A 23,910-nucleotide genomic window follows, 5' to 3' on the forward strand; every position below is an offset into this window, starting at 1 on the left:
CGGGGCTCGCCGCCTCGGTCGATCGCTCGCTGAAAGACAGCCTGGCCGACAGCGCCCGCATTGCGGGTGAAACCATCCAGCCGGTGGCGAAGGTGATGCCCGAGCTGGTCGGCCAGCTGCAGACGATGATGGCCGCGCTGGAGCGCCAGGGCCAGGCACAGAACGAGCGCCTCGTCGCCAGCCAGGACAGCTTCCACCAGAAGGCCGAAGCCGCCTACAGCGGCCTGGCCGCGTCGGTCGATCGCTCGCTGAAGGACAGCCTCACCGACACCGCCCGCATCGCCGGCGCGACGATCCAGCCGGTGGTCGAGGCGGCCATGCTCGGCATCGCGCGCGAAGCGGCGTCGCTGCAGGGCGGCATGGCGCAGGCCGTCGAACGGCAGCTCGAAGGCCTCACGGGCCGTTTCGAGGCCTCGACCGCCGGCGTGGCCGACACCTGGAAGGCCGCGCTGGCCGAGCACGAGCGCGCGAGCGGGGCGCTGTCGAGCGACCTGCGCGGCACGCTCGAACGCTTTGCCGAAACCTTCGAGCAGCGTTCGGCCGCGCTGGTCGATGGCGTGTCGGCCCGCCTCGAAAGCACCGTGGGCAGCGTGTCCGACACCTGGGGCAGCGCGCTCGCGCAGCACCAGCGCGTGAGCGAAAAACTGTCGGGCGATTCGCACCAGGCGCTCGCCGCCGCGGCCGCCACCTTCGAACAGCATTCGGTGTCGCTGCTGCGCACCGTGGGCGAAGCCCACACCAGCCTGCAGACCGAACTGGCGGCGCGCGATGCGCAGCGCCTGTCGGCCTGGAGCCAGTCGCTCGAAGCCATGGCTGCGTCGTTGCAGAAGGAATGGCAACTGGCCGGCGCGCACACGCTGAGCCAGCAACAGCAGCTGAGCGACACGCTGGCGCAGGCCGCGCGCGACGTGTCGGCGCAGGCCGAGGCGCATGCGAAGCAGACCGTCGCCGAAGTCGCGCAGCTGCTGCAGGCCGCGTCGGACGCGCCCCGCGCCGCGGCCTCGCTGCTCGACACCGTGCGCGAGGCGCATGCCAACCTGCAGACCGAACTCGCCACGCGTGACGCGCAGCGCCTCGCGGCCTGGAGCGGCTCGCTCGAGACCATGGCCGCGTCGCTGCAGAAGGAATGGCAGCAGGCCGGCGCGCACAGCCTGAGCCAGCAGCAGCAGATGAGCGAGACGCTGGCGCAGACCGTGCGCGACATGTCGGCGCAGGCCGAGGCCAACGCGAAGCAGACCGTGGCCGAAGTCGCGCAGCTGCTGCAGGTGGCGGCCGAGGCACCGAAGGCCGCGGCCGACGTGATCGCCGAGCTGCGCCAGAAACTGTCGGACGGCATGGCGCGCGACAACGACATGCTCGAAGAGCGCAGCCGCATCCTCGGCACGCTCGAAACCCTGCTGGGCGCGGTGAACCACGCCTCGACCGAACAGCGCAGCGCCATCGACGCGCTCGTCACGGCCTCGGCCGACATGATGGAACGCGTGGGCAGCCGCTTCACCGAGAAGGTCGAGAGCGAGACCGAGAAGATGGCCGGCATCGCCGCGCAGATCACCGGCGGTGCGGTCGAGGTGGCGAGCCTGGGCGAGGCCTTCGGCTTTGCCGTGCAGCGCTTCGGCGAATCGAACGACAAGCTGGTGGCGCACCTGCAGCGCATCGAAGGCGCGCTGGGCAAGTCGCTCGCACGCAGCGACGAGCAGCTGGCCTACTACGTGGCGCAGGCGCGCGAGGTGATCGACCTGAGCATCATGTCGCAAAAGCAGATCGTCGAAGACCTGCAGCAGTTCGCCAGCCGCCAGACCGCAGGCAGCGAGGCCTGAGATGGTGCGCGACGAGATCGACCTCGACGCCGGCCTGGAGCCGACCGTCCCCGTGTGGGCGGTGTTCGGCGACCTGATGGCGGGCATGCTGGGTGCGTTCGTGCTGATCCTGGTGTGCGTGCTCGGCATGCAGCTGGACCTGGCGAGCCGCCTCGAAACCGAGGTGCAGCAGCGCCGCGCCGAATCGCAGCGCCGCGAGGCGCTCGAGCAGGCGCTGGCCGGCCCGCTTGCGGCGGGCCGCGTGACGCTCAACAACGGCCGCATCGGCATCAGCGGCAGCGTGCTGTTCGCCTTCAACTCCGCCGACCTGCAACCCGGCGGCCGGCAACTGCTGAAAAGCCTGGCGGGCCCGCTGGGCGCCTACCTGAAGGCGCGCGACGAGATCCTGATGGTGAGCGGCTTCACCGACGACCGGCAGATGCGCGAGGGCGCGCGCCTGTTCGCCGACAACTGGGAGCTGTCGGCCCAGCGCGCGCTCACCGTGACGCGCGCGCTGATCGAAGAGGGCGTGCCCTCGTCGTCTGTGTTCGCCGCCGCGTTCGGTGCGGAGCAGGCCGTGGCCTCAAACGGCGATGCCGAGGGCCGCGCGAAGAACCGGCGCGTGGAGATGGCGCCGACGCCCCGGCCCAAGAACGCACCCGACGCTGCGAAGCCCCGTGAGTAACGACGCCGCACCGGACGATCAGGTCGACCCCGTCGCAGCGCTCGACGCCTGGCGCGCGCGCGGCGATGACCGCTTCGACCCGGTGCGCTTCCGCTTCATCGCGGCGATGGCGCAGCGCGCGGCGGCGCACGAGGGCGAGGCACGGCGCCTGCTCGATGCGCGGCTGGCCAGCCTCATGGCAACCTACCGCGCCGATCTGGAGAAGGTCGAACCCGAGGCCGAAGCGCCGGCCGAGGCGCCGCTGCACACCGCGCTCGCCGAGCTGATGAACCACATCGCCCAGCTTGCGCCGCTGCCGCCCCCGCCCGACGCGGAGGCGACCGACGGTGACACCGTGCCCAGCCTGTCCACGGCGCCCGAGCTCAAGACGCTGAGCTACTTCCGCGGCACCTGGTCCAGGCTCGCCGCCGACCAGCGCGTGACGCAGTCGCTTGCCAAGGTGCCGAAGAACGCCGGCCCGCTCAACACGCATCACCTGGTGCAGCGCGCGCTCACGCTGATGCGCGACCTGTCGCCGCAGTACCTGCAGCGCTTCATGGCGCACGTCGACGCGCTGTTGTGGATCGAGCAGGTGAACGCCGCCGCCGAGGCCGCGCGCGTGGCGCGCACCGAGAGCCCGCGCAAGAGTTCGCGCAGCCGCGCGAGCTAAAAGCTCAGCCCGCCGCGTCGTGGCACACGACGCACAGCTTGTTGCCGTCCGGGTCGCGGAAGTACGCGCCGTAGTAGTCGGGGTGGTAGTGCGTGCGCAGCCCCGGCGGGCCTTCGCAGGTGCCGCCGTGCGCGAGCGCGATGCGGTGCACCGCGTCGACCATCGCCCGCGTGCCGGCGGTGAACGCCGCCATCTGGCCGTTGCCCGCGTCGTGCGGCCGGCCGTCGTGGGGCTGGCAGATCACGAAAAAGGGCCGTGCGCGCCCCGCGCTGTGCCAGCCTGCCCAGGGCTTTTCCGGCTCGCAGAAGCGGCGCTCCAGGCCGAGGCCGTCCATCACCGCGTCGTAGAAGGCCAGCGCGCGGTCGAAATCGGAGACGCTGAAGAAGACATGGGAAAACACATCGGCTCCTTGTGAAGAGGATGAACTTCCAGCGGATTGTCGTCAGCGCGGCCAGAGCCACCAGGCCAATCCGGCCGCCACCAACACCCAGATGCCGATGACCAGCGCCATGCCGGCCTTGCTCGTCGGCTTGCTGCCCGTGCGCGCCATCCATTCCTCGGCCCGCACGCGGCTGCGCACGATGACCTCGGGCGGCAGCAGGCGCACCGCGAGCCAGATCAGCGCGGGCAGCAGCAGCACGTCGTCGAGGTAGCCGAGCACGGGAATGAAATCGGGAATGAGGTCGATGGGGCTCAGCGCATAGGCCACGGTGAACCAGCACAGCGCCTTCGGCAGCCATGGCGTGGCCGGGTCGCGGCAGGCGAACCAGAGGGTGACGGCGTCGCGCTTGATGCGGCGCGCCCAGTCGCGCAGGTTCATCGCGGCCGTGCCCTCAAGCCGCGCTGCGCGGCCCGAACATGATGATGCCCATGCCGACGAAGCACACGGCCACGCCGACCCAGTCGCTGGCCGAGGGCGTCACCTTGTCCACGGCCCACAGCCACAGGATCGCCACGCCGATGTAGACCCCGCCGTAGGCCGCATACACGCGGCCCGCGGCGGTCGGGTGCAGCGAGAGCAGCCACGCGAAGAGCGCCAGGCTCAGCGCGGCAGGCAGCAGCAGCCAGGCCGACTGGCCCTGCTTGAGCCACAGGTAGGGCAGGTAGCAGCCGACGATTTCCGCGAGCGCGGTCGCGACGAAGAGGCCGAGGGTCTTGAGCAGGTCCATGGCCGCCATTGTGGCGGTGGCCTGTCGATCTCAGGGCTGTCGTCCGGGGCCTGTGCCGGGCCGCGACGAAGGCTCCCACACATCGGGCGTGGTGGCGACCAGCGACTTGAAGTCTTTCCAAGGCCGCGCGCCCGGCACCGTGCGCCCGCCGACGATCACCACCTTCGCGTAGGCCACCATGCGCTCACGCAGGTAGCGGCGCTCGGACTCGGGCCAGGTCTCGATGGCGTGCGGTCCGCGCGACAGCACGATCTCCTTCACGCCGCGGATGCGGTTGTAGGCGGCCACGGTGCCTTCGAGCGATTCGGCGCGGTCCCACAGGCCCTTGCCGAAGAAGGCGGCGGGCCAGCGGTCCATGCCCGCGAGCGTGGCGGAGTTCGGATAGAAAAGGATGTGGTGGTCCGCCGCCATGCCGCCCAGAAACAGGTTGCGGTCGGCCAGGTCGGGCGCGTCGGGCAGGTAGCCCGCGCCGCTGGCGAACGACGACAGCAGGATGGCTCCGCGGATGTTGCGCCAGCCGCGCGCCGGCGTGCAGTTGGGCACGGGCATGTCGAAGCTGCAGGCGGCCACGTAGTTGCGCGTCAGGGCCCAGGCGGTCGACATCGAGCCGCGCGAGTAGCCGCCCAGCACCAGCGGAATCTCGCTGGCCTTCTGGCCGGCCAGCAGCCGGCCGCGCGCGGCGTTGCCTTCGAGCAATTGGCCCGCCGGCGTGAGCACCCGCAGGCCCTGGCCGTGCTCGAGCTGCGCGAGCACGCGGAACACGTCCTCGCCTTGCTCCAGCGTGTTGGTGTCGCTCACGCCGCCCGACAGGCCTTCGCCGCGCCGGTCGTAGGCCAGCACGTCGAAGCCGGCCTGGTTCAGCGCATGCAGGTTCTCGCGCCACCAGCGCTGGCCCATGGCCTCGGTGGTGCCGTTGGGGAAGGACACCGGCACGGCCTTGCCGCTGGCGCCCTCGATGCGGTAGGCCACTTCGTCCGGGTGCTGGAGGGCCGTGAGCTGCCCGCCACCGCCCGCCGCCATGACGGCGAGGGCGCGCACCTTGCGGCCGCGCCCGTCGTCCACGCCCGCGCCTTCGAGGTACCAGCCGCGCAGCTTGATCGGGTCGGTGAGCTTCAGGTCGAGCCGTTCGAAGGTGTCGCGCGGTACGGTGAACTCGACGATGTGGGTGCGCGCGTCGGCCTCGGCAATGCCTTCGCGGTAGGGTGCCTTGGCGAAGAAGGCGGGGCGGCGGATCTGTTTCAGGTCGACGTTCGGGCTGTCGGCATCGATGCGCCCGGCCGGATCGACCGCGCCCGTCACGCGCGTGGCGCGCGCCTTGTTGGGCGGCAGCCAGCGCTGCATCTGTGCGTTCACGCGCTCGAAGCAGGCCGGCTCGGCCTTGCAGGTGCGCCAGCGCGCCTTGAGCTGGTCGTCGGTGAACGCGCCGACGTGGTAGTCGCCGCCCGCATAGTTGGTGGGCACGGGGTAGGCGCTCATGAGCACGGGCACGCACACGCGCGGGCCGCCGGCGTTCACCGCGGTGCCGGCCTGCGGCAGCAGGTAGCCGCCCACCCGCGCGTTGCGGTCGGCGCCGACCCAGGCCATGCAGTCGGTGGGCGGCGGCTTGCTGGCGGCGGCCTGGCGCTGTTCGGCCGTGGTGCCGGTGGTGCAGGCGGACAGGCCCAGCAGGGCACCGAGCAGGGCGAGCGGAAGGGTGGCGCGGGAAGAACGCATGGGACGGGAAACGCTCGCGGAATGAAGAACCATGTGATTGGAACGCAGCCGGGGCGCAAAAAGGGACCGCACAGGACCAAGCGTGAACAAATGGATGCCGATACTGTTGCAGAAGGCATGCCAGCGTGGCGGGTGTGAACGCCGCGTTCTGGCGCAGGAGGGTTCCTACTGCTTGTGACCGGACGCTGCCTCCCGAAGCATCGGCTGGCGCGCCATCACCTCGTCGCGCGGGCCGTGGTCGCGCACATGGCCGGCTTCCATGAGGATCACCGTGTCGAAGCGCTCGAGCAGGCTCAGCCGGTGCACCGAGGCGATCACGCAGGCCTGCGGAAACGCCGCCGCGATGCGCCCCAGCACGCGCGCCTCGGTGGCGGCGTCGAGCGCGCTGGTCGGCTCGTCGAGCAGCAGCAGCGAACTGCCTTCGGCGGCGAGCACGCCGCGCGCCAGGCACAGCCGCTGGCGCTGGCCGCCCGACAGGTTGAAACCGCGTTCCGAGATCGCGCTGTCCAGGTCGCCGTGCGTGGCCTTCAGCACCTCGTCGAAGGTGCTCGTGTGCAGCGCGGCGCGCAGGCGCTCGTCGTCGCAGGGACGCCCGAAGGCCAGGTTCTCGCGCACACTGGCTTCGAACAGCTCGGTCTCCTGCGGGATCAGCGTGGCGAGCTGGCGCAGCCGGGCCCAGTCGGTCCGCTCGCCGTCGAGCGAGAGCGTGCCGCCGTGCGGTGCATACAGGCCGGCCAGCACGCGCAGCAGCGTGCTCTTGCCGCCGCCGCTCGGGCCGACCAGCGCCACGCGCTGGCCCCGGCGCAGTGAGAGCGCCACGTCGTGCAGGCCGCTGCGCGCGGGCGCGGCCGGGTCGTTGGCGACGGCGCCGCGCGGGGCGTAGCGCCATTGCAGCTGCGCGACCTGCAGCTGCGTCCAAGGCGCCTGCGCGTCGATGCGTTCGTGCGCCGGCACGGCTTCGGGCGGGGCCTCGAGCGTGGGGCTCGTCGGCGCATGCCAGATCGGTTCGGCGCTGCTGTAGTCGGTGTGCATGCGCGCAAAGAAACTGAAGTTGGCCGCCACCGAGGTGACCACGCCCGCCGCCTGCTGCGCGTACTGGTAGATCATGAACACCGCGCCCAGCATCACGGTCTGGCCCGGCGCGCGCGCCTGCCACACATAGATGACGACCAGGCCCCAGGTCAGCGCCAGCCCCATCAGGTCGACCGCGAACCACTTGCCCTCGTTGAGCACCACGGTGCGCTTCAGCGGCAGCGACACGGCCGCCATGCGACGGCGCAGCAACAGGCGCGACGCGCCCTGCAGCCGCAAGCCGATCACCGTAGAGGCGTTGCCCAGGAAGTCGAGCAGCGCGGCCACGTAGCGCCGGTCGGCGTCGTTCTCGGCGCGCGCGAGCTTCATCAGGGCGCGGTCGATGCGCACGATCACCACGCCGATCAGCACATAGCCCGCGAGCGCCGTCACGCCGCTGGTGCGCGACAGCAGCGCCAGTGCCACCAGCGGCCCGACGAAGTTCACGGCGTTGGTGAGCCAGATGAACTGGTTCTGCGCGAAGTCGGCGAGCGCGCGGCTGGCCTGGTGCACGCGGTGCTGCAGCTCGCCCGAGTGGTGGCTGTCGTGCCAGGCGAGCGGCGCGGCGGCGATGCGCGCATAGAGCTGGTCGGCCAGCGTCTCGCGCACCTTCAGGCCCACGTTGCGCTCGAGGATGCGGCCCGGTCCGTGCAGCGCCCACGCGCCGACATACACGGCCGCGAGCGTGGCGATCCAGCGGCCCGCCGCGGGCAGGTCGCCGCGCTGCAGCGCGTTGATGGCCTGGCCGGCGAGGTAGGGCAGCGTGAGGCGGATCAGCTGCGAGCTCGCGAGCAACGCAGTGGCGGCCAGCAGCTGTGCACGCGCACCGGCCGCGAAGTGCCACAACGCGGCGTAGAGCGCACGGATCGCGCGGCCGGGAGATTCGGTGGAGGAGGTGGTCGAACTCGTCATGCGTACATCAACCCGCCTTGCGGAAGGTGAGGTTGATGCGCTGCGCGCCGAGCCGTGCCTGCAGCGGATGCGGTGCGTCCTTGAGCGGCAGCACGCCATGAAAGCGCAGCCGGTCCACGCCGCCCCACACCACCACGTCGCCGTGCACCAGCGGAATGCGGGTGGTCTTGTCGGCGCGCGCGAGCCCGCCGAACTGGAACACCGCCGGCATGCCCAGCGACACCGACACGATCGGCGCGCCGTGGTCGCGCTCGTCGCGGTCCTGGTGCAGCGAGAGCCGGCTGCCCGGCTGGTAGCGGTTGACCAGGCAGGCGTCGGGCGCAAAGCCGTCGAAGCCGGCCAGTGCCGCCGCGTCGCGCGCGAGCAGTGCAAAGGCCTCGGGCATCGCGGGCCAGGGCGCGCCGCTGTCGGGGTCGACCGCGCTGTAGCGGTAGCCGCGCCGGTCGCTGGTCCAGCCGAGCGCGCCGCAGTTGGTGAGCGCGACCGACATCGTGAAGCCGCCCGGCGTGACCAGGTGGCGGAACGGCGCGCGTGCCGCCACGCCGTCGATGGCGTCGAGCAGCGCCTCGGCGCGCGGCAATGCAAAGCCTGGCAGCACGAAGGCGGCCGGGCCGATCGGCTCGCGCGCGGCGCGCGGCGGGGCGTCGAAGAGGTCGAACGTCATGAGGGCATTGTCGCCATCGACAGGGGCGGCTCGGACCGTGGCCGTGGCTGCGATGCATTCAAGCTGTCACAAAGCGTCACTAGCATTCCGAGCACCAAAGCAGTACGCGGCACCGGCCCGGCGCCTGCGATTCCTCCTTCGTCACAGGACCCGGCATGTCTCGCGTTGCTCGGTCACGGTGGGTGTGTGTCTTGACCCTGATCCTCGGAATTCTGTCCCTCGCGGCCGTGTCGCATGCCGGCGAACCTGCGCCTTCGCCGGATGCGGCGGGGCGCATCGCCTTCGACCTGCCGGCCCAGCCGCTGGCCACCGCCGTGCAGGTCTACGCGCAGGCGACGGGGCAGTCCGTGTTCTTCGACGGGCAGCTCACCGCCGGCTTCGAATCCGCCGCGTTGCACGGCCTGTTCACCCCGCGCGAGGCGCTGCAGCGCCTGCTGGCCGGCACGCGGCTGGCCGCGCGCCACACCGACGCGCGCACCTTCACGCTGGTCGAGGCCGAGGCGCCGCCGCCCGCAGTTGCGACGACACCGGCCGCGCCCGCCGCTCCCGCCATGTCCCCGCGCGACGCGCGCGTGGTGCAGCAGGCGCTGGAGCGCACGCTGTGCCGTTGGCCGCATGCGCGCCCGGGCACCTACCGCGCGCTCGTGCAGCTGTGGGTCGGGCCCGGCGGCCATGTGCGGCGCACGCGGCTGCTCAGCTCCACCGGCCTGGCGCAGCGCGACGCCGCGCTCGAAGCCGCGATGAACACGCTGGTGCTCGAGCGCCCGCCCGAAGGCGAGGCCGACCAGCCGCTCACGGTGCTGCTGCTGCCGCGCACCGGCGACCGCCCCGACGTCTGCGACGCAGCGGTTTCTCCCTGAGCAGGCCGTGGAACAGGACACCCCCGGCTTTCTGCGCAGCCTGCTGACCAGCCGCTACATCGACTTCCGCAACCGCCTGCGCCGCCGCCTGGGCTCGGAAGAGCAGGCCGACGACGTGCTGCACGAGACCTGGCTGCGCGTGCAGCGCATGAGCGACCCCGGCCCGGTGCAAAGCCCCATGGCCTACCTGCTGCGCATCGCGTCGAACGTGGCGGAAGACCGGCGCATCTCCCACGGGCGCCTGCTCGACTTCGTGGAGGTCGAGGAGCTGCTGCATTTTTCGGACGACAGCCACGACCCGGCCCGCGTCTCGGAGGCACGCAGCGAGGTGCAGGCGCTGGAGCGCGCGCTCGAGGAACTGCCGCGCCGCCGCCGCGACATCTTCATCGCCTCGCGCGTGGACGAGACGCCGCATGCCGACCTGGCGCGGCGCTACGGCGTGTCGGTGCGCATCGTCGAGCGTGAAGTGAAGGCCGCGCTGGTGCATTGCGCCGGCCGTTTGGGGCGCGATGTGATCCAGCGGTTCGGTCCCGGCGCGGGAAAACAGTCAGAGAAGGTGTGAACGAACCCGCCATGCCCGCTCATCCCGCCGAGACACGCCCCCTCCGCGTTGCAAATGCTCGCCATAGCCCTGGCTATGGCTGCGCTTTGCGCCTTGATGGGACGTGCCTGGACGGGCTGCTCGGCCACGGCGGATCCGTTCACACCTTCTAAAGACATGATGGCCGCCCCCACTCCAATCGACCGCGAACGCGCCGCGCTGGAAACGCAGGCGCACGACTGGCTCGTGCGCCTGACCTCCGGGCGCGCCACCACCGGCGACGCGCAGGATTTCCGTCGCTGGTGCGCCCGCAGCCCGCAGCATGCGCAGGCCATGGCCGACGCGACGCGCCTGTGGGACCTGACCCGGCCCGCCGCCGAAGCGGTGGCACGGCGCATGCCCGCGATGGACACACCGCCGCGCGCGGCCACGGCTATCGCCGTGTCGCGCCCGCCGATGTTCGGCCGCCGCCAGTTCCTCGGCGCCGCGCTCGCAGCCGGTGCCGCCGCCTTCGTGGTGGTGCGCCCGCCGGCCGGCCTGTGGCCCGCGCTGTCCGACATGACGGCCGACTACCGCACCGGCACCGGCGAGCAGCGCCGCGTGGTGCTGGCCGATGCGGCGGCGGTGGTCGAGATGAACACGCAGACCAGCCTCAACCTCGCGCGCGGCGCCGAGGGCGGGCCGCCCGTGCTCGACATGCTCGGCGGCGAGGCACAGGTGCAGCTCGACGCGGCGCGCCGCGCGCCCTTCACCATGACGGTGGGCGGCGCGCGCCTCGTGGCTGCGGCGGCCAGCCGCTTCAACGTGCGCGCCACGGGCGGCGAAGTGTGCGTGACCTGCTTCGCGGGCTCGGTCGAGCTGCGCGACGGCGAGCGCGTGCTGGTGGCGGGCGAGGCGCAGCAGATCCGCTACGGCGGCCGGCGCGAGGCCGAGGTGGCGCGCGCGCCCGACCTCGCGGCGGTGGCGGCCTGGCGCGAGCGCGTGCTGGTGTTCGACGACACGCCGCTGGCGGCCGTGGTCGACGAGATCAACCGCTACCGCCCGGGCCGCCTCATCGTCACGCGCGCCGAACTCGGCCGCCGCAAGGTGCAGGCGCGGCTGCGGCTGGACGAGCTGCCGCATGTCGAGACGCTGATCGCCGTGAGCTACGGCGCGAAGCTCACGAGCCTGCCTGCCGGCATCGTGCTGCTCGGGTAGCCGCGCTGTGTGACGCGGCTGTGAAAAAAACAGTGCTGCGTCCGCGTTCGCAAATTCTCCCGAACTTTTGCAGCGCGCGTGTCGGTCGCATCCGGTGAGCCCGGTCTCTTCTCCAGAACGGTTTTTCTCTGGGGTATGACATGAGCAACAAGACATTCCGCCGCGCGCCGGTCGCGCACGCGGCCGCCCTCGCGCTGGCCATGGCGGGCCTGGCGGGCAATGCACAGGCGCAGCGCGCCTTCAGCGCCGCGTGGATGGCGCAGAAGAACGTGGCGCAGGGCACCGCCGTGGTCACGGGCTACCTGCCCAACGGCACGCCGGCCTCGATGCTGACGAACCCGCTGGCGCAGCAGCAGAAGGCCAACGAGCAGCTGCGCCAGTCGCTCGGCAACCTGGGCCTCGCGGCGCAGGCGATTGCCGCGCAGCAGGCCGCACAGGCCGCCGCACGCGCCGCGGCGCTGAACGATCCCTCGGTGCCCGACGGCCTGGCCGACGGCGGCCTGAAGGTCGACACGAATTCGCTCAGCGCCGGCTGGCTCAACGCCCGCGCGCTGAACCGCGATTCGCAGAAGCAGGTCGACGGCCGCACCGTCGTCACCGTGGAACAGACGGCAGACAAAGCCATCCTGAACTGGGAGACCTTCAACGTCGGGCGCAACACCACGGTCGATTTCAAGCAGCAGGCCGACTGGGCCGTGCTCAACCGCGTGAACGACCCGAAGGCGCGGCCGTCGCAGATCCAGGGTCAGATCAAGGCCGACGGCACGGTGCTCATCGCCAACCGCAACGGCATCGTGTTCAGCGGCACCAGCCAGACCGACACGCGCAACCTTGTGGCGGCCGCTGCCCACATCGGCGACGACCAGTTCAAGGCGCGCGGCATCTACTCGAACGACACCGCGCCGAGCTTCACCACGCGCAAGGAAGACCAGGGCAAGGTCGAGGTGCAGGCCGGCGCACGGCTGACCACCAAGGAGCCCGGCTCCGTCACGCAGGGCGGCGGCTACGTGCTGTTGCTGGGCAAGGAGGTGGCCAATGCCGGCGAGATCGCCGCGCGCAAGGGCCAGGCACAGCTCGCCGCGGGCGACAGCTTCGTGATCCGCAAAGGCATGGGCACCGAGGCCAACGCCTTCTCGACCACGCGCGGCAACGAGATCACGCCGCAGTTCGTGGCCGACAGCACGGCGGGCACGGTGCGCAACACCGGCCTCATCGTGGCGCGCGAAGGCGACATCACGCTCGCCGGCCGCGACGTGCGCCAGGACGGCGTGGCGCTCGCCACCTCCACCGTCGCCGTGCGCGGCACGGTGCACCTGCTGAACTCGGCCGCCGACACGCGCGGCAACGTGGCGCTGGGCAAGGGCGCGGTCACGGCCGTGCTGATCGAGGACGACGGCAAGGCCAGCGCGCTCGACAGCCAGCGCGAGGCGCTCATCAAGGAGTCGGCCGCGCAGGACGCCGCGCGCGCGCTCGTGCCGCCCGCGCTCTTCGACAACCTCTCGCGGCTGTCGGACCGGCGCGACCAGTCGCGCATCGAGATCGTCTCGGGCGGCGACATCCGCTTCGAGGGCGAGTCGCTCACGCTGGCCACCGGCGGGCAGATCGCGGCCAGCGCCACGCGCCGCAGCTTCGTGGCCGACAAGGCGCGCCTCGATGTGTCGGGTGCGGTGGGCGTGAACGTGACGATGGAATCGAACAACGTCAAGGTCAACGTGCAGGGCAACGAGATGCGCGACGCCCCGCGCAACCGCGAGAGCGGCAAGCTCTTCAACAATGACGTGTGGATCGACCGGCGCAAGCTCGTGCGCGTGGCGCCCGGCGTGGGCGGCTACGAGGGCGAGCGCTGGTACGCGGCGGGCGGCCTGCTGGAGGTCGGCGGCTACCTGGGCAACCAGGGCCACGGCATCGGCGAATGGGCCGCGCAGGGCGGCACGGTGGTGCTGGGCGGCAGCGAGGTGGTCACGCAGGCGGGCTCGACGGTCAACCTGTCGGGTGGTTCGCTCAACGTGCAGACCGGCAAGATCTACCAGACCTGGCTCAAGGGCAGCGACGGGCGGCTGTACAACCTGAACAGCGCGCCGTCGGACCTGCTGTACGACGGCGTCTACAAGGGCTTCGAGGCCGAGCACGTGCGCTGGGGCAAGGCGAACACCGACTATTTCTACAACCCGCTGATCGGGCCGCAGCGCAAGCTGGAGAACGGCTATACCGTCGGGCGCGACGCCGGCCGGCTGGTGGTGAGCGCGCCCACGGCGGTGCTCGAAGGCGACATCGTGGCCGAGGTGTTCAACGGCGCGCAACAGACGCGCGCACGCGACGCCGCGCTGGACGACGGCTACCGCCAGTCGCAGAGCGCGGTGGCGCGCGGCGGCGTGCTGGCGGTGGGGCGCTACGGCGCGCTCGGTCGCATCGACCTGTTCGACACCGACGTGCGCTTCGGCGACGTGGCACCGGTCACGCAGCAGATGGCCGCGGCCGACGCACTGGCCGACGAGCGCATCGGCACGCTGTGGCTCGACGCGGCGCACCTGAATGCGCAGCGCCTGTCGGTGCTGGACATCGGCACGCGCGGCAGCATCAACGTCGAGAAGGCGCTCACGCTGGCCGACGGCGGACGCATGGCCCTGCTCGGCGCGTTCATCGACATCGGCGCCGACGTCACGGTGCGCGGCGGCGCGCTGGAGGCCGGCAATGTCTTCACGTCGCCGGTGGCGGGGGCCCAGCCGCGCGTGCTGGTGAAGGACGCCGATTCGTCGCTCACCGTGCGCGACGGCGTCACGCTCGACCTGCGCGGACGCCGGGTCGACATCGGCACGGCGCCTGAAGACTCGGCCACGCTCGCGGTCATCGACGGCGGCACGGTGCGCCTCGAATCGACGCACGGCGTGACGGTCGGGCAGGGCAGCCTGATCGACGTGTCGTCGGGTGCCGCGCTGCTGGCCAAGGGCAAGCAGAAGGGCGGCAAGGGCGGCAACGTGACGCTGGTGGCCGACTCGGCCGCGTCGCCCACCGATGCGAAGGGGCGCCTGTCGCTCGGCGGCGAGATCCGCGGCCATGGCGTGACCGGCGGCGGCACGCTGAAGATCGAAACGGGCCACGCGCTGCTCATCGGTCCCGACCCGGCGCTGTCGGACGCGACGCAGCTCGTGCTCGACGCGTCGCGCCTGCAGTCGGGCTTTTCCACCTACGACTTCAACGGCCACGCGGGCCTCACGGTCGCGCCGGGCGCGCAGCTCGACGTGCTCATGCCGGTCTACCGCATCGAGCCCGGGGCCGGTGCCGACCATGAAGGCGGCATCGCATTGCCACTGTGGACGCCGCCGCTGCTGCAACAGGACACGGTGAACCGCCAGACCGTGCAGCGCCAGGGCGCCGACCTCGTGCTGCGTTCGCAGCGCCGCATTACCGAAGGCGGCAACGTCGCCATCGGCGCGGGGGCGGTGGTGACGGTCGATCCGGGCCGCTCGATCCAGCTGCTCGGCGGCGGCCTGAGCAGCTTCGTGGTCGATGGCCGGCTCAACGCCTGGGGCGGGCGCATCGCCATCGACATCGAGGCGCCGGCGTTCAACTCGCCGCTGAGCACCTCGCTGCAGCCGCACAACCGCTCGGTGTGGATCGGCGAGGGCGCGGTGCTCGACGTGGCGGCGCGCGCGCAGACCGGCGTCGACGACGACGGCCGCCGCTACGGCAGCGTGCGCAACGGCGGCACCATCTCCATCGGCGGCGCGCTCGACTGGGAAGCCAAGGGCGCGGCCAACGCACCCGACCTCGCGATCGTCATCCGCCCCGGCGCGCTGCTCGATGCCTCCGGCAGCCATGCGCGCATCGACGTGCCGGCCGTGGGCGGCCTGTGGCGCGAACTCGACGTGGCCAGCGACGGCGGCAGCATCGTGCTCAAGTCGGCGCACAGCCTGTACCTGGACGGCACGCTGCGTGCCCACGCGGGCGGCGCGAATGCGGCGGGCGGCACGCTCGCGGTGGCGCTCGAAGCGCCGGTGTTCTCGAAGATCTACACCGTCGACGACGCCGTGCGGCAGGCGCGCGAGCTGGTGATCTCGCAGACCCAGCAGCCCAGCGGATTGCCGGCCACCCTCAAGCCGGGCCATGCCGATGCGGCACTGGCCTACGGCAAGGGGCGCCTGAGCGCGGACCAGGTGCGGGACGGCGGCTTCGGCAACCTGTCGCTGCTGGTCAACGGCCTGCTGAGCTTCGACGGCCACGTCGACCTCACGACCGCGCAGAGCCTGCGCCTGTACGCCGGCAGCTTCGCGCTGGCCGACAGCGCGGCCACCGATTCGAGCGTGCGGCTTGCCTCGTCCTACCTGCGGCTGGCCGGCGTGACCGGTGCGCCCAAGCAGGACAACGAGGTGATCTACACCACCACCTGGCGCCACGGCGCATCGACCCGCGCGAGCGAGGCCACCTTCACGGCCGAGGCTGACCTGATCGACATCCGCGACCGCGTGGGCTTCGGCGCGCACGGCGAGATCGCCATGAAGACCGGCCCCGCGCAGGTGGTGGACCGCCGCGGCTTCGACGCCGTGAGCATGACCAGCCGCGGCGACCTGCGCCTGCTGGGCGGCACGCCCACGCTCGGCCTGCTCGGCGCGACCACGACCGAGCTGGCGACGCTGGGCGACCTCACGCTCACCGCCGCGCAGATCTACCCCGCCACCGGCGCCAACGCGCAGATCCGCGCGGGCTACGACGAGGGCCGCGTGCTCGACATCCGCCGCCAGGTCGAGGGCGACGTGGCGATGCCGCAGTCGGCATTCGGCACCCTGGCGCTCGGCGGCGGCACGGTGCGCCAGGGCGGCATCGTGCGCGCGCCGCTGGGCAACCTCATCGTGGGGCAGGACGGGCGCAGCACCTTCGAGGCGCGCGCCACCGTGGTCGACCTGCTGCCGGGCAGCATCACCTCGGTCAGCGGCGCCGGCCTGCTCATGCCCTACGGCGGCACGACCGACGGCATCGGCTACAGCGTGGCCGGCGCGTCCATCGACAAGCGCGCCATCGGCAGCAGCGGCATCCTGCTCACGGGCGACAGCGTGGTCGGGCACCAGGGCGCGCTGCTCGACCTGTCGGGCGGCGGCGAGCTCACGGGCGCGGGCTTCGTCAGCGGTCGCGGCGGCTCGGTGGACGTGCTGCGCACGCCGTTGGCCAATGCCAATCCGGCCAACACCTTCAGCAAGGCGGGCAACGGCGTGTACGCCATCGTGCCGGGTTTCCAGGGCGGCTACGCGCCGGTGTCGCCGGACGCGGGCGCGGGCGAGCCGGCCATGGGCCGGCAGGTCACGCTCGATCACGATGTGGGCGGGCTCAAGGCCGGCACCTACACGCTGCTGCCTTCGACCTACGCGCTGCTGCCCGGTGCCTTCCGCGTGGAAGTGGGGGCGCAAGGCGCGCTGCCCGCGACGCCGCTGCCGGCCGGCTACGGCTCGTACGTGGCGAGCGGCTACCTCGGCGTGGCGAACACGGCGGTGAAGTCGTCGCTGGCCAGCCAGCTGGTCGTCACGCCGGCGGCGCTGGTGAAGCAGCACGCCAGCTACAACGAGATGGGCTACGACGCCTTCGTGGTGGCCGACGCGGCACGTCGCGGCGGCGTGCGCGGCGAGATCGCGGCCGACGCCCGCAACCTGCTGCTGGACTACTTCTATTCCAAGCCGAAGGACGGCGTGTCGATGCTGCAGTTCGACGGGACGGCGCTGTTCAACCCGGCGGCCGGCAGCGCGGGCTTCGGCGGCACGTTGTCGGCGAAGGGCATCGCCATCGAGGTGACGGCGCCGGGCGCGCAGCGCACGGCCGGGTTCACGGGCGCGTCGCTGCAGGCCGACCAGCTCAACGCCTTCGGCGCGCCACGGATGATCCTGGGTGGCCAGATCGACCTGCCGTATGCCGACAACTACGCAACCTTCAAGTCGAACACCGGCCATGTCGTCGTGCGCAGCGGCGCGACCTTGCGCGGCGCGGAAATCTTCCTCGTGGCCGGCGGCTACGGCGACGGCATCCAGGTGGAGCAGGGCGCGTCGCTGAACACGCTGGGCGCTGGTGCGCCGGCCTACGATTCCACCGACGGCGTGGTGTTCTCGGCGGGCTTGGGCGGGGTGCTGGGCCTGTCGAACGGCTGGATCAACCTGCTGCCGCCCGTCGCCGGGGGGATACCCGCCACGGTCCAGATCGGCGCGTGCCCCAGCGGCGCCTGCACCGGCCACACCACGCTGTACGGCGAGGGCACACTGGCCGTGGCCACCAACCGCTCGTTCACGATGGCCGACAACGTGCGCTACGGCGCGAAGAACCTGCTGCTGGCGGTGTCCGCGGTCAACCTGGGCAGCGACGCGGCGCTGCAGCAGGCGGCCGCCAACGGCCAGCTGCCGTCGGGCCTGTCGATGAACCAGGGCATCCTGGCGAACCTGCTGGCCGGCAACAAGGGCGAAGGCGTGCCCGCGGTCGAGACGCTGGTGCTGAACGCGCGCGAGTCGGTGAACATCTACGGCGCGGTGTCGCTGGACACGCTCGACCCCGCCACCGGCGTGTCGTCGATCGAGCGGCTGGTGCTGGGCACGCCCGCCATCTACGGCTACGGCGGCGCGGGCGACACCGCGAAGATCACGACCGGCGAATTCATCTGGACCGGCCTCACGCCGCGCCCGCCCGGCAACGACGAGATCTTTCCCGGTGGGAACGCACCGGGCGGCGCCATCGGCAGCCTGCTGGGCCACGGCACGCTCGACGTATCGGCCGCGCGCATCGTGCTGGGCCACGCGCCCAGCACGCAACCCGACGCGGGCTACTCGGCGGACCGGCTCGCGCTGGGCTTCGGCACGGTCAACCTGAACGCGAGCGAGCGCATCACCGCCAACGGCAAGGGCACGCTGGGCGTGTACCACCAGCAGGGCGCGTACGTGACGGGCAAGGGCTACGACCACACGGGCGGCCAGCTGAACCTGCGCACCCCGCTGCTCACCGGCGAGGCCGGCTCGAACAACCGCATCACGGCGGGCGGCGACATCGTGGTGAGCGCACCGGCAGGCGCGCAGCCCGCCGGTGACGCGGCGCTGGGCGCGCAGCTGGCGCTCACCGGCCGCAACATCACCATCGACGGCACGGTCGGCCTGCCCTCGGGCAAGCTGCAGCTCACGGCCAGCGGCGATGTGACGCTGGGCGCCAATTCGCGCATCGACCTCGCGGGCCGCGCCGTGAAGTTCTTCGAGCAGACGCGCTACAGCCGCGGCGGCGACCTGGAGGTGACGAGCACGGCCGGCAACATCGTGCAGGCGGCGGGTTCGGTGATCGACCTGTCGGCCACGCACAACCGCGGCGGCACGCTGCAGGCGACGGCGCTGGGCGCCGGCGCGGGCCGCATCGACCTGGGCGGACGCATCCTCGGCACCGCGAGCGGCACGTACGACGCGGGCGGCACCATCGTGCCCTACGACGCGGCCGAGATCAGCGTGCGCGGCCAGACCGTGGCCGACTTCGCGGGCCTGAATACGCGCCTCAACGAAGGCGGCGTGACCGGCGCGCGCCGCTTCCAGATCAAGCAGGGCGACCTCGCCATCGGCGACGAAGTGAAGGCGCGCGTGGTCGAGGTCACGCTCGACGGCGGCAGCCTCACGGTGAACGGCCGCATCGACGCGAGCGGCTTCCAGGTGGGCGCGATCCGCCTCGCGGCCAAGGGCGACCTCACCGTGAACGGCACGCTCGACGCGCACGCCACCGGCCTGCGCGTGGACAGCTACGGCAAGATCATCGACAGCCCGAACCGCGCCATCGTCGACCTCACGAGCACGCACGGCACGCTGACGCTGGGCGGCGGCGCGGCCATCGACCTGCGTGCGGGCACGGCCGTGAGCGCGGCACAGGGCAACGACGGCGCATCGCGCGGCACGCTTGCGCTGAACGCGCCGCGGCGCGGCGACAACGACGTGGCGGTGAACGTCGCCGGCACGCCCGCCATCCAGGGCGCGAAGACCATCGCGGTCAACGCCTTCCGCACCTACAGCGACGCACCGCTGGCGAGCGCGCCCGACGTCACGGGCCATGTGCCGCAGCTCATCACGCAGAAGTACCTCGACGAGATCGACGGCCACAGCAGCGCCTTCATCGACAAGGCGCTGGCCAACACCTCGCTGTCGGCGCGCCTGGCAGGCCTGGGCAGCTACCACCTGCGCCCCGGCGTGGAGATCGTCAGCAGCACCGGCGAGGGCGACCTCAGCGTGGTCGGCGACATCGACCTCTCGGGCTACCGCTATGGCCCCGGTGCCGACCGCAACGATCCGGCGCGGCGCGGCTTCGGCGAGCCCGGCGTGCTGGTGATCCGCGCGGGCGGCAACCTCAACGTGTACGGCAGCATCAACGACGGCTTCGCGCCGCCGCCGGCCACGCCCGACGACAAGGGCTGGTACCTCACCGAGCAGCGCACGAAGTTCGGCACGCCGTTCACGCCCGACGGCGGCGACATCGTCGTGCCGATCGACGGCGTGGTGCTCGACAAGGGCACCGTGTTCCCGAAGGACGCGCTGCTGAACTACGACGTGCCCGCCGAAGCCATGGCGCTGCCGGCCGGCACGGTGCTGCCCGTGACCGTGACCTTGGGCGCGGCCTACACGCTGCCCGCCGGCACGGTGCTGCGCGCCAACGTCTACAACGCCGACGGCAGCGTGCGCCTGAAGGCCGGCACGGTGCTGGGCGAGGCCGTGGTGCTGGACAGCGGCATGAAGCTGGGCGCGGGCACCGCGCTGCGCGCCGAGGCCAGCGTGCAGGCGATGGTGTGGCCCAAGGGCGTGCGCCTGCCGGTCGCGATGAAGGCCGACGGCACCATCGCGCTGGCGCGCGGTGCGGTGATTCCGTCGCTGACCGATGTGCAGCTGCCGAACGACGCGGCCGTCAACCTGCGGCCCGAAGTCGACGGCGTGCAGGGCCGCAACTGGGCCGTGGCGCCGATGCTGGGGCAGGGCGCGACGAGCTGGAGCCTGCAGCTCACGGCCGGCGCCGACCTGGACTCGGCCGACCGCCGCGCGCTCGACCCGGCCAAGCACGGCGCGCTCATCCTGGCCGACAGCCACGCGATGTACAACGTCAAGCTCACGCCGGGCGGCAGCGGCTTCCTGTGGGGTCCGAACGGGCCCATGTGGGGCCACGACGAGGGAACGCCGATGGACCCGCTGGATTTCGAGGCGGGCTACTGCGACTGGGGCGGTGAGGGCACCTGCGTGGTCGACCCGGCGCGCCTTTCCTACTTCTGGGGCCCCAACGGCGACGATTGGGACCCGAGCTTCGTCGAGGGCACGCCGGTGCTGCCCGAATACGTCACGATCTGCGAGTGGGGGCCGGGCATCTGCACGACGGTCATCAACCCCGTCAAGGACGTCACCAAGTACACGCCGCTGTCGCCGATGTTCAGCGTGCTGCGCACCGGCACGGGCGACCTGGGCCTGGCGGCGGCGGGCAACTTCGTCATGGAGTCGCCGTTCGGCGTCTACACGGCCGGCACGCGCTCGGCGCCGCTGCTCGACGCCAACGGGCTCGACCCCTTCAACCTCGCACGCGGCAAGGCCGTCGGCGGCTCGGTGATCGGCCCGCAGACGGCGGACTACAGCGCCGCGCTCGCGGCCTACCAGGCCTGGTACCCCGAGCAGGGCGGCAACCTCGACATCACGGTGGGCGGCAACGTCGTCGGCGACGTCTGGGGTCATTTCGGGGGCGAGCGCGGACAGGCGCCGAGCGCCGCGGTGGGCAGCTGGCTGTGGCGCCAGGGCTCGGGCACGGCCCTGGCCGGCAGCGACCGCATCGCGACGTCGTGGTGGATCAACTTCGGCACCTACGCACTGCCGGCCGGTGCGCAGGTCAGCACCGACAGCAGCCCCGAGCCCTTCCTGGTGGGCTTCACCGGCATGGGCACGCTGGGCGGCGGCAATCTCACGCTGCGCGCGGGCGGCGACGCGGGCCTCACCACGCGGCTGGGCAACGGCCAGGTCTGGCAGCGCAGCGAGGCCATCGTGGCGGCGGTCGGCAGCACGGGCCGCGTCGACGCGAACGGGCAACTGACGCTCACCGGCGGCGGCGACCTGCAGCTGCGCATCGGCGGCGTGGTCAATCCGAACCTGGCCGCGGCGCAGTACGGCAGCTCTGGCACCAATACGCAGTACCAGGACCTCAACGGCGCCCTGGTCAACCTGCGCGGCGCGGCCACCGTGTCGGCCTCCGCCATCGGCGGCGTCGAGGTGCGCTACCGCAAGTACGCGTTCTCGCTGCCGGGCCAGGAGGGCGATGTGAAGGACACGCGCCCCATCGACCCCTTCACCCCGACCATCGGCGTCGGCAATGCCGGCATCGTGCTCGTGCCGGGCGACTCGGCGATGTACCTGGACACGCCGGGCGACCTGGTGCTCACCAGCGTGGCCGACGCGGGCCGCGCGCGCGTGCCGAACAGCTCGGCATTCAGGCTGGGCGGCACCGAGTACGGCATCGGCCAGGGCTGGTTCACGCTGTGGACCGACCGCACCGCGATCAACCTGTTCAGCGCGGGCGGCAACCTCACGCCCGGCACCGACCTGGCGAACCGGGAGGCCGCCGGCCGGTACCTGGGCAGCATCAACATGAGCGACAACGTCACGGTCTATCCGTCGATCCTGCGCGCGACGGCGGCCTCGGGCAGCCTGTACTACGGCTTCTCGGCCACGCCCGCCACGCAGGCGACTGGCCGTGCGCTGGTGCTCGCGCCGTCGCCCTCGGGCGCGCTCGAGTTCCTAGCGGGCAACTCGCTGTTCGGCGGCGGCTATCCGGTGGGGATGTCGGGCGCGGTCACGCCGCTGCCCACGCCCTGGGCGCCCGCCTTCGTGGGCTACAACTCGCGCCAGCAGCCGGTGGTCTACAACACCAGCCCGGAGGGCTCGATGGTCGGATCGCCCGGCGTGCCGAACTACGGGGTGGTCGACAACCACCCTCTGTTCGCCTTCGGACCGGACACGCTGGGCGCCCGCGCGCTGCACCCGGCCGATGCGCCGCCCTCGCTGTTCTACGCCGTGCGCGGCGACATCCTGGGCCTGGCCAGTGGCACGGCGCGCAAGGTGCAGGCCAGCGGCGAACCCGCGCCCGAGACCTGGTACCGCTCGGCCGCGCCGGCACGCATCCGCGCCGGGCGCGACATCGTCGGCACCGAGGCGCTGATCGTGAACAACGACCCGCGCGACGTGTCGCTGGTGCAGGCCGGGCGCGACATCCTGTACGCGAACCTGCAGGTGGCGGGCCCCGGCACGCTGGAGGTGTCGGCCGGCCGCCACATCACGCAGGACGACCGCGCCAGCGTGGTCAGCCGCGGTGCGCTGGCCGAGGGCGACACGCGCCCCGGCGCGAGCATCGCGATGATGGCCGGCATGGGCGCCGCAGGCCCGGATTTTTCGGCCATCGCCGATCGCTACCTCGACCCCGCGAAGCGCGCCGAGTCGGGCCCCGGCCAGTCGCTGGCGAGCCAGCCGGGCCGCGTGGTGAAGACCTACGACGCCGAGTTGGCCGCATGGCTCAAGGAACGCTACGGCTTCGTCGCCACCAGCGCCGACGCGAAGGACCCGGGCAGCGCGCTCGCGTACTTCAAGGCGCTGGCGCCCGAGCAGCAGCGCGTGTTCCTGCGCGGCGTGTACTTCGCCGAGCTGCGCGCCGGGGGCCGCGAGTACAACGACGTGGACGGCCCGCGCTACGGCAGCTACCTGCGCGGGCGCGGCATGATCGCCACGCTGTTCCCCGACCTCGACGCGGCGGGCCAGGAGATCGTGCGCACCGGCGACATCATCCTGTACGGCCCCTCGGGCGTGCACACCGACTTCGGCGGCGACATCCAGATGATGGCGCCGGGCGGGCAGATCGTGGTGGGCGTGCAGGGCGCGGTGCCGCCGGGCAGCGCGGGCGTGATCACGCAGGGCATGGGCCACATCCAGTTGTTCAGCGAAGGCAGCCTGCTGCTGGGCCTGTCGCGCGTGATGACCACCTTCGGCGGCGACGTGCTGGCCTGGTCGGAGCAGGGCGACATCAACGCGGGCCGGGGTTCCAAGACCACGCTGGTCTACACGCCGCCCAAGCGCGTGTACGACAACATCGGCAACGTGAAACTGTCGTCGCAGGTGCCCAGCTCGGGCGCCGGCCTGGCCACGCTGGCGCCCATCGCCGAAGTGCCGGCGGGCGACATGGACCTGATCGCGCCGCTGGGCACCATCGACGCGGGCGAGGCGGGCATCCGCGTGTCGGGCAACGTGAACCTCGCGGCCCTGCAGGTGGTGAACGCGGCCAACATCCAGGTCAAGGGCGAGTCGGCCGGCCTGCCGGTGGTGGCTTCGGTGAACGTAGGCGCGCTCACCAACGCCAGCGCGGCGGCCTCGCAGGCCGTGGGCGCGGCGCAGGAGGCGATGCAGCGCGAACGCGCGGCGGCGCGCCAGGCGCTGCCGTCGGTGTTCTCGGTGCGCGTGCTGGGCTTCGGCAACGAGGCCGCCGACGGCGCCGCCGCGCCGGCCGATGCGGGCCGCGCCGCGGCGCGCCCGGTGGGCTACGACGCGCACAGCCCGGTGCAGGTGCTGGGGCGCGGGCCGCTGGGCGACGCGCAGAAGACGAAGCTCACGGCGCAGGAGCGGCGTCTGCTGGGGCAGTGAGAGGGAAGGGCG

At 72.1% G+C, this 23,910-nt stretch carries 13 protein-coding genes; 7 read left to right on the top strand and 6 right to left on the bottom strand.

The window, feature by feature from the left end; all coding sequences use genetic code 11:
* From AC07XP_RS00915 to AC07XP_RS00925, 3 genes are all read left to right on the top strand, one after another.
* Nucleotides 1–1,817, top strand: a 1,817-nt coding sequence (locus AC07XP_RS00915) for a DUF802 domain-containing protein (RefSeq protein ID WP_495263507.1), incomplete at its 5' end; no start/stop codon positions are given.
* A gap of 1 nt (nt 1,818) precedes the next feature.
* Nucleotides 1,819–2,481: an OmpA family protein gene (locus AC07XP_RS00920; RefSeq protein ID WP_495263508.1), complete on the top strand. Its 663-nt coding sequence runs from the start codon at nt 1,819–1,821 to the stop codon at nt 2,479–2,481.
* Complete coding sequence (locus tag AC07XP_RS00925) at nt 2,474–3,130, top strand: DUF2894 domain-containing protein (RefSeq protein ID WP_495263509.1); 657 nt, start codon at nt 2,474–2,476, stop codon at nt 3,128–3,130. Before AC07XP_RS00920 ends, AC07XP_RS00925 begins: the two co-directional genes overlap by 8 nt.
* Nucleotides 3,131–3,134: 4 nt before the next feature.
* Here AC07XP_RS00925 and AC07XP_RS00930 read toward each other — a convergent pair whose 3' ends face one another.
* The 6 genes from AC07XP_RS00930 to alkB form a co-directional block, all read right to left on the bottom strand.
* Nucleotides 3,135–3,530, bottom strand: a complete 396-nt coding sequence (locus AC07XP_RS00930) for a VOC family protein (protein WP_495263510.1) — start codon at nt 3,528–3,530, stop codon at nt 3,135–3,137.
* Nucleotides 3,531–3,572: 42 nt separating this feature from the next.
* The gene (locus AC07XP_RS00935) at nt 3,573–3,950 is read right to left on the bottom strand and encodes a YkvA family protein (protein ID WP_070061148.1); all 378 of its coding nucleotides are present in this window, start codon (nt 3,948–3,950) and stop codon (nt 3,573–3,575) included.
* Between the two features lie 13 nt (nt 3,951–3,963).
* Nucleotides 3,964–4,299 (bottom strand): YnfA family protein, encoded by a 336-nt coding sequence (locus AC07XP_RS00940; RefSeq protein WP_095947269.1) that lies wholly within the window; start codon nt 4,297–4,299, stop codon nt 3,964–3,966.
* 30 nt (nt 4,300–4,329) lie between these two features.
* A complete protein-coding gene (locus tag AC07XP_RS00945; protein ID WP_495263511.1) occupies nt 4,330–6,012 on the bottom strand; it encodes an alpha/beta fold hydrolase in 1,683 nt (560 codons plus the stop codon).
* 165 nt (nt 6,013–6,177) lie between these two features.
* Complete coding sequence (locus AC07XP_RS00950) at nt 6,178–7,995, bottom strand: ABC transporter ATP-binding protein (protein WP_495263512.1); 1,818 nt, start codon at nt 7,993–7,995, stop codon at nt 6,178–6,180.
* Nucleotides 7,996–8,002: 7 nt separating this feature from the next.
* Nucleotides 8,003–8,659 (bottom strand): DNA oxidative demethylase AlkB, encoded by a 657-nt coding sequence (gene alkB, locus AC07XP_RS00955; protein ID WP_495263513.1) that lies wholly within the window; start codon nt 8,657–8,659, stop codon nt 8,003–8,005.
* A gap of 191 nt (nt 8,660–8,850) precedes the next feature.
* Between alkB and AC07XP_RS00960 the strand changes: the two genes are divergently transcribed.
* The 4 genes from AC07XP_RS00960 to AC07XP_RS00975 all read left to right on the top strand — a co-directional run bounded on the left by AC07XP_RS00960 (nt 8,851) and on the right by AC07XP_RS00975 (nt 23,898).
* Complete coding sequence (locus AC07XP_RS00960; protein WP_495263514.1) at nt 8,851–9,519, top strand: STN domain-containing protein; 669 nt, start codon at nt 8,851–8,853, stop codon at nt 9,517–9,519.
* A gap of 7 nt (nt 9,520–9,526) precedes the next feature.
* The gene (locus tag AC07XP_RS00965; RefSeq protein WP_062482809.1) at nt 9,527–10,081 is read left to right on the top strand and encodes an RNA polymerase sigma factor; all 555 of its coding nucleotides are present in this window, start codon (nt 9,527–9,529) and stop codon (nt 10,079–10,081) included.
* 159 nt (nt 10,082–10,240) lie between these two features.
* Complete coding sequence (locus AC07XP_RS00970; RefSeq protein ID WP_495263515.1) at nt 10,241–11,257, top strand: FecR family protein; 1,017 nt, start codon at nt 10,241–10,243, stop codon at nt 11,255–11,257.
* A gap of 140 nt (nt 11,258–11,397) precedes the next feature.
* Nucleotides 11,398–23,898 (top strand): filamentous hemagglutinin family protein, encoded by a 12,501-nt coding sequence (locus AC07XP_RS00975; protein WP_495263516.1) that lies wholly within the window; start codon nt 11,398–11,400, stop codon nt 23,896–23,898.
* Nucleotides 23,899–23,910: the final 12 nt, after the last annotated feature.

This window comes from Variovorax sp. GW531-E2, assembly GCF_059423125.1.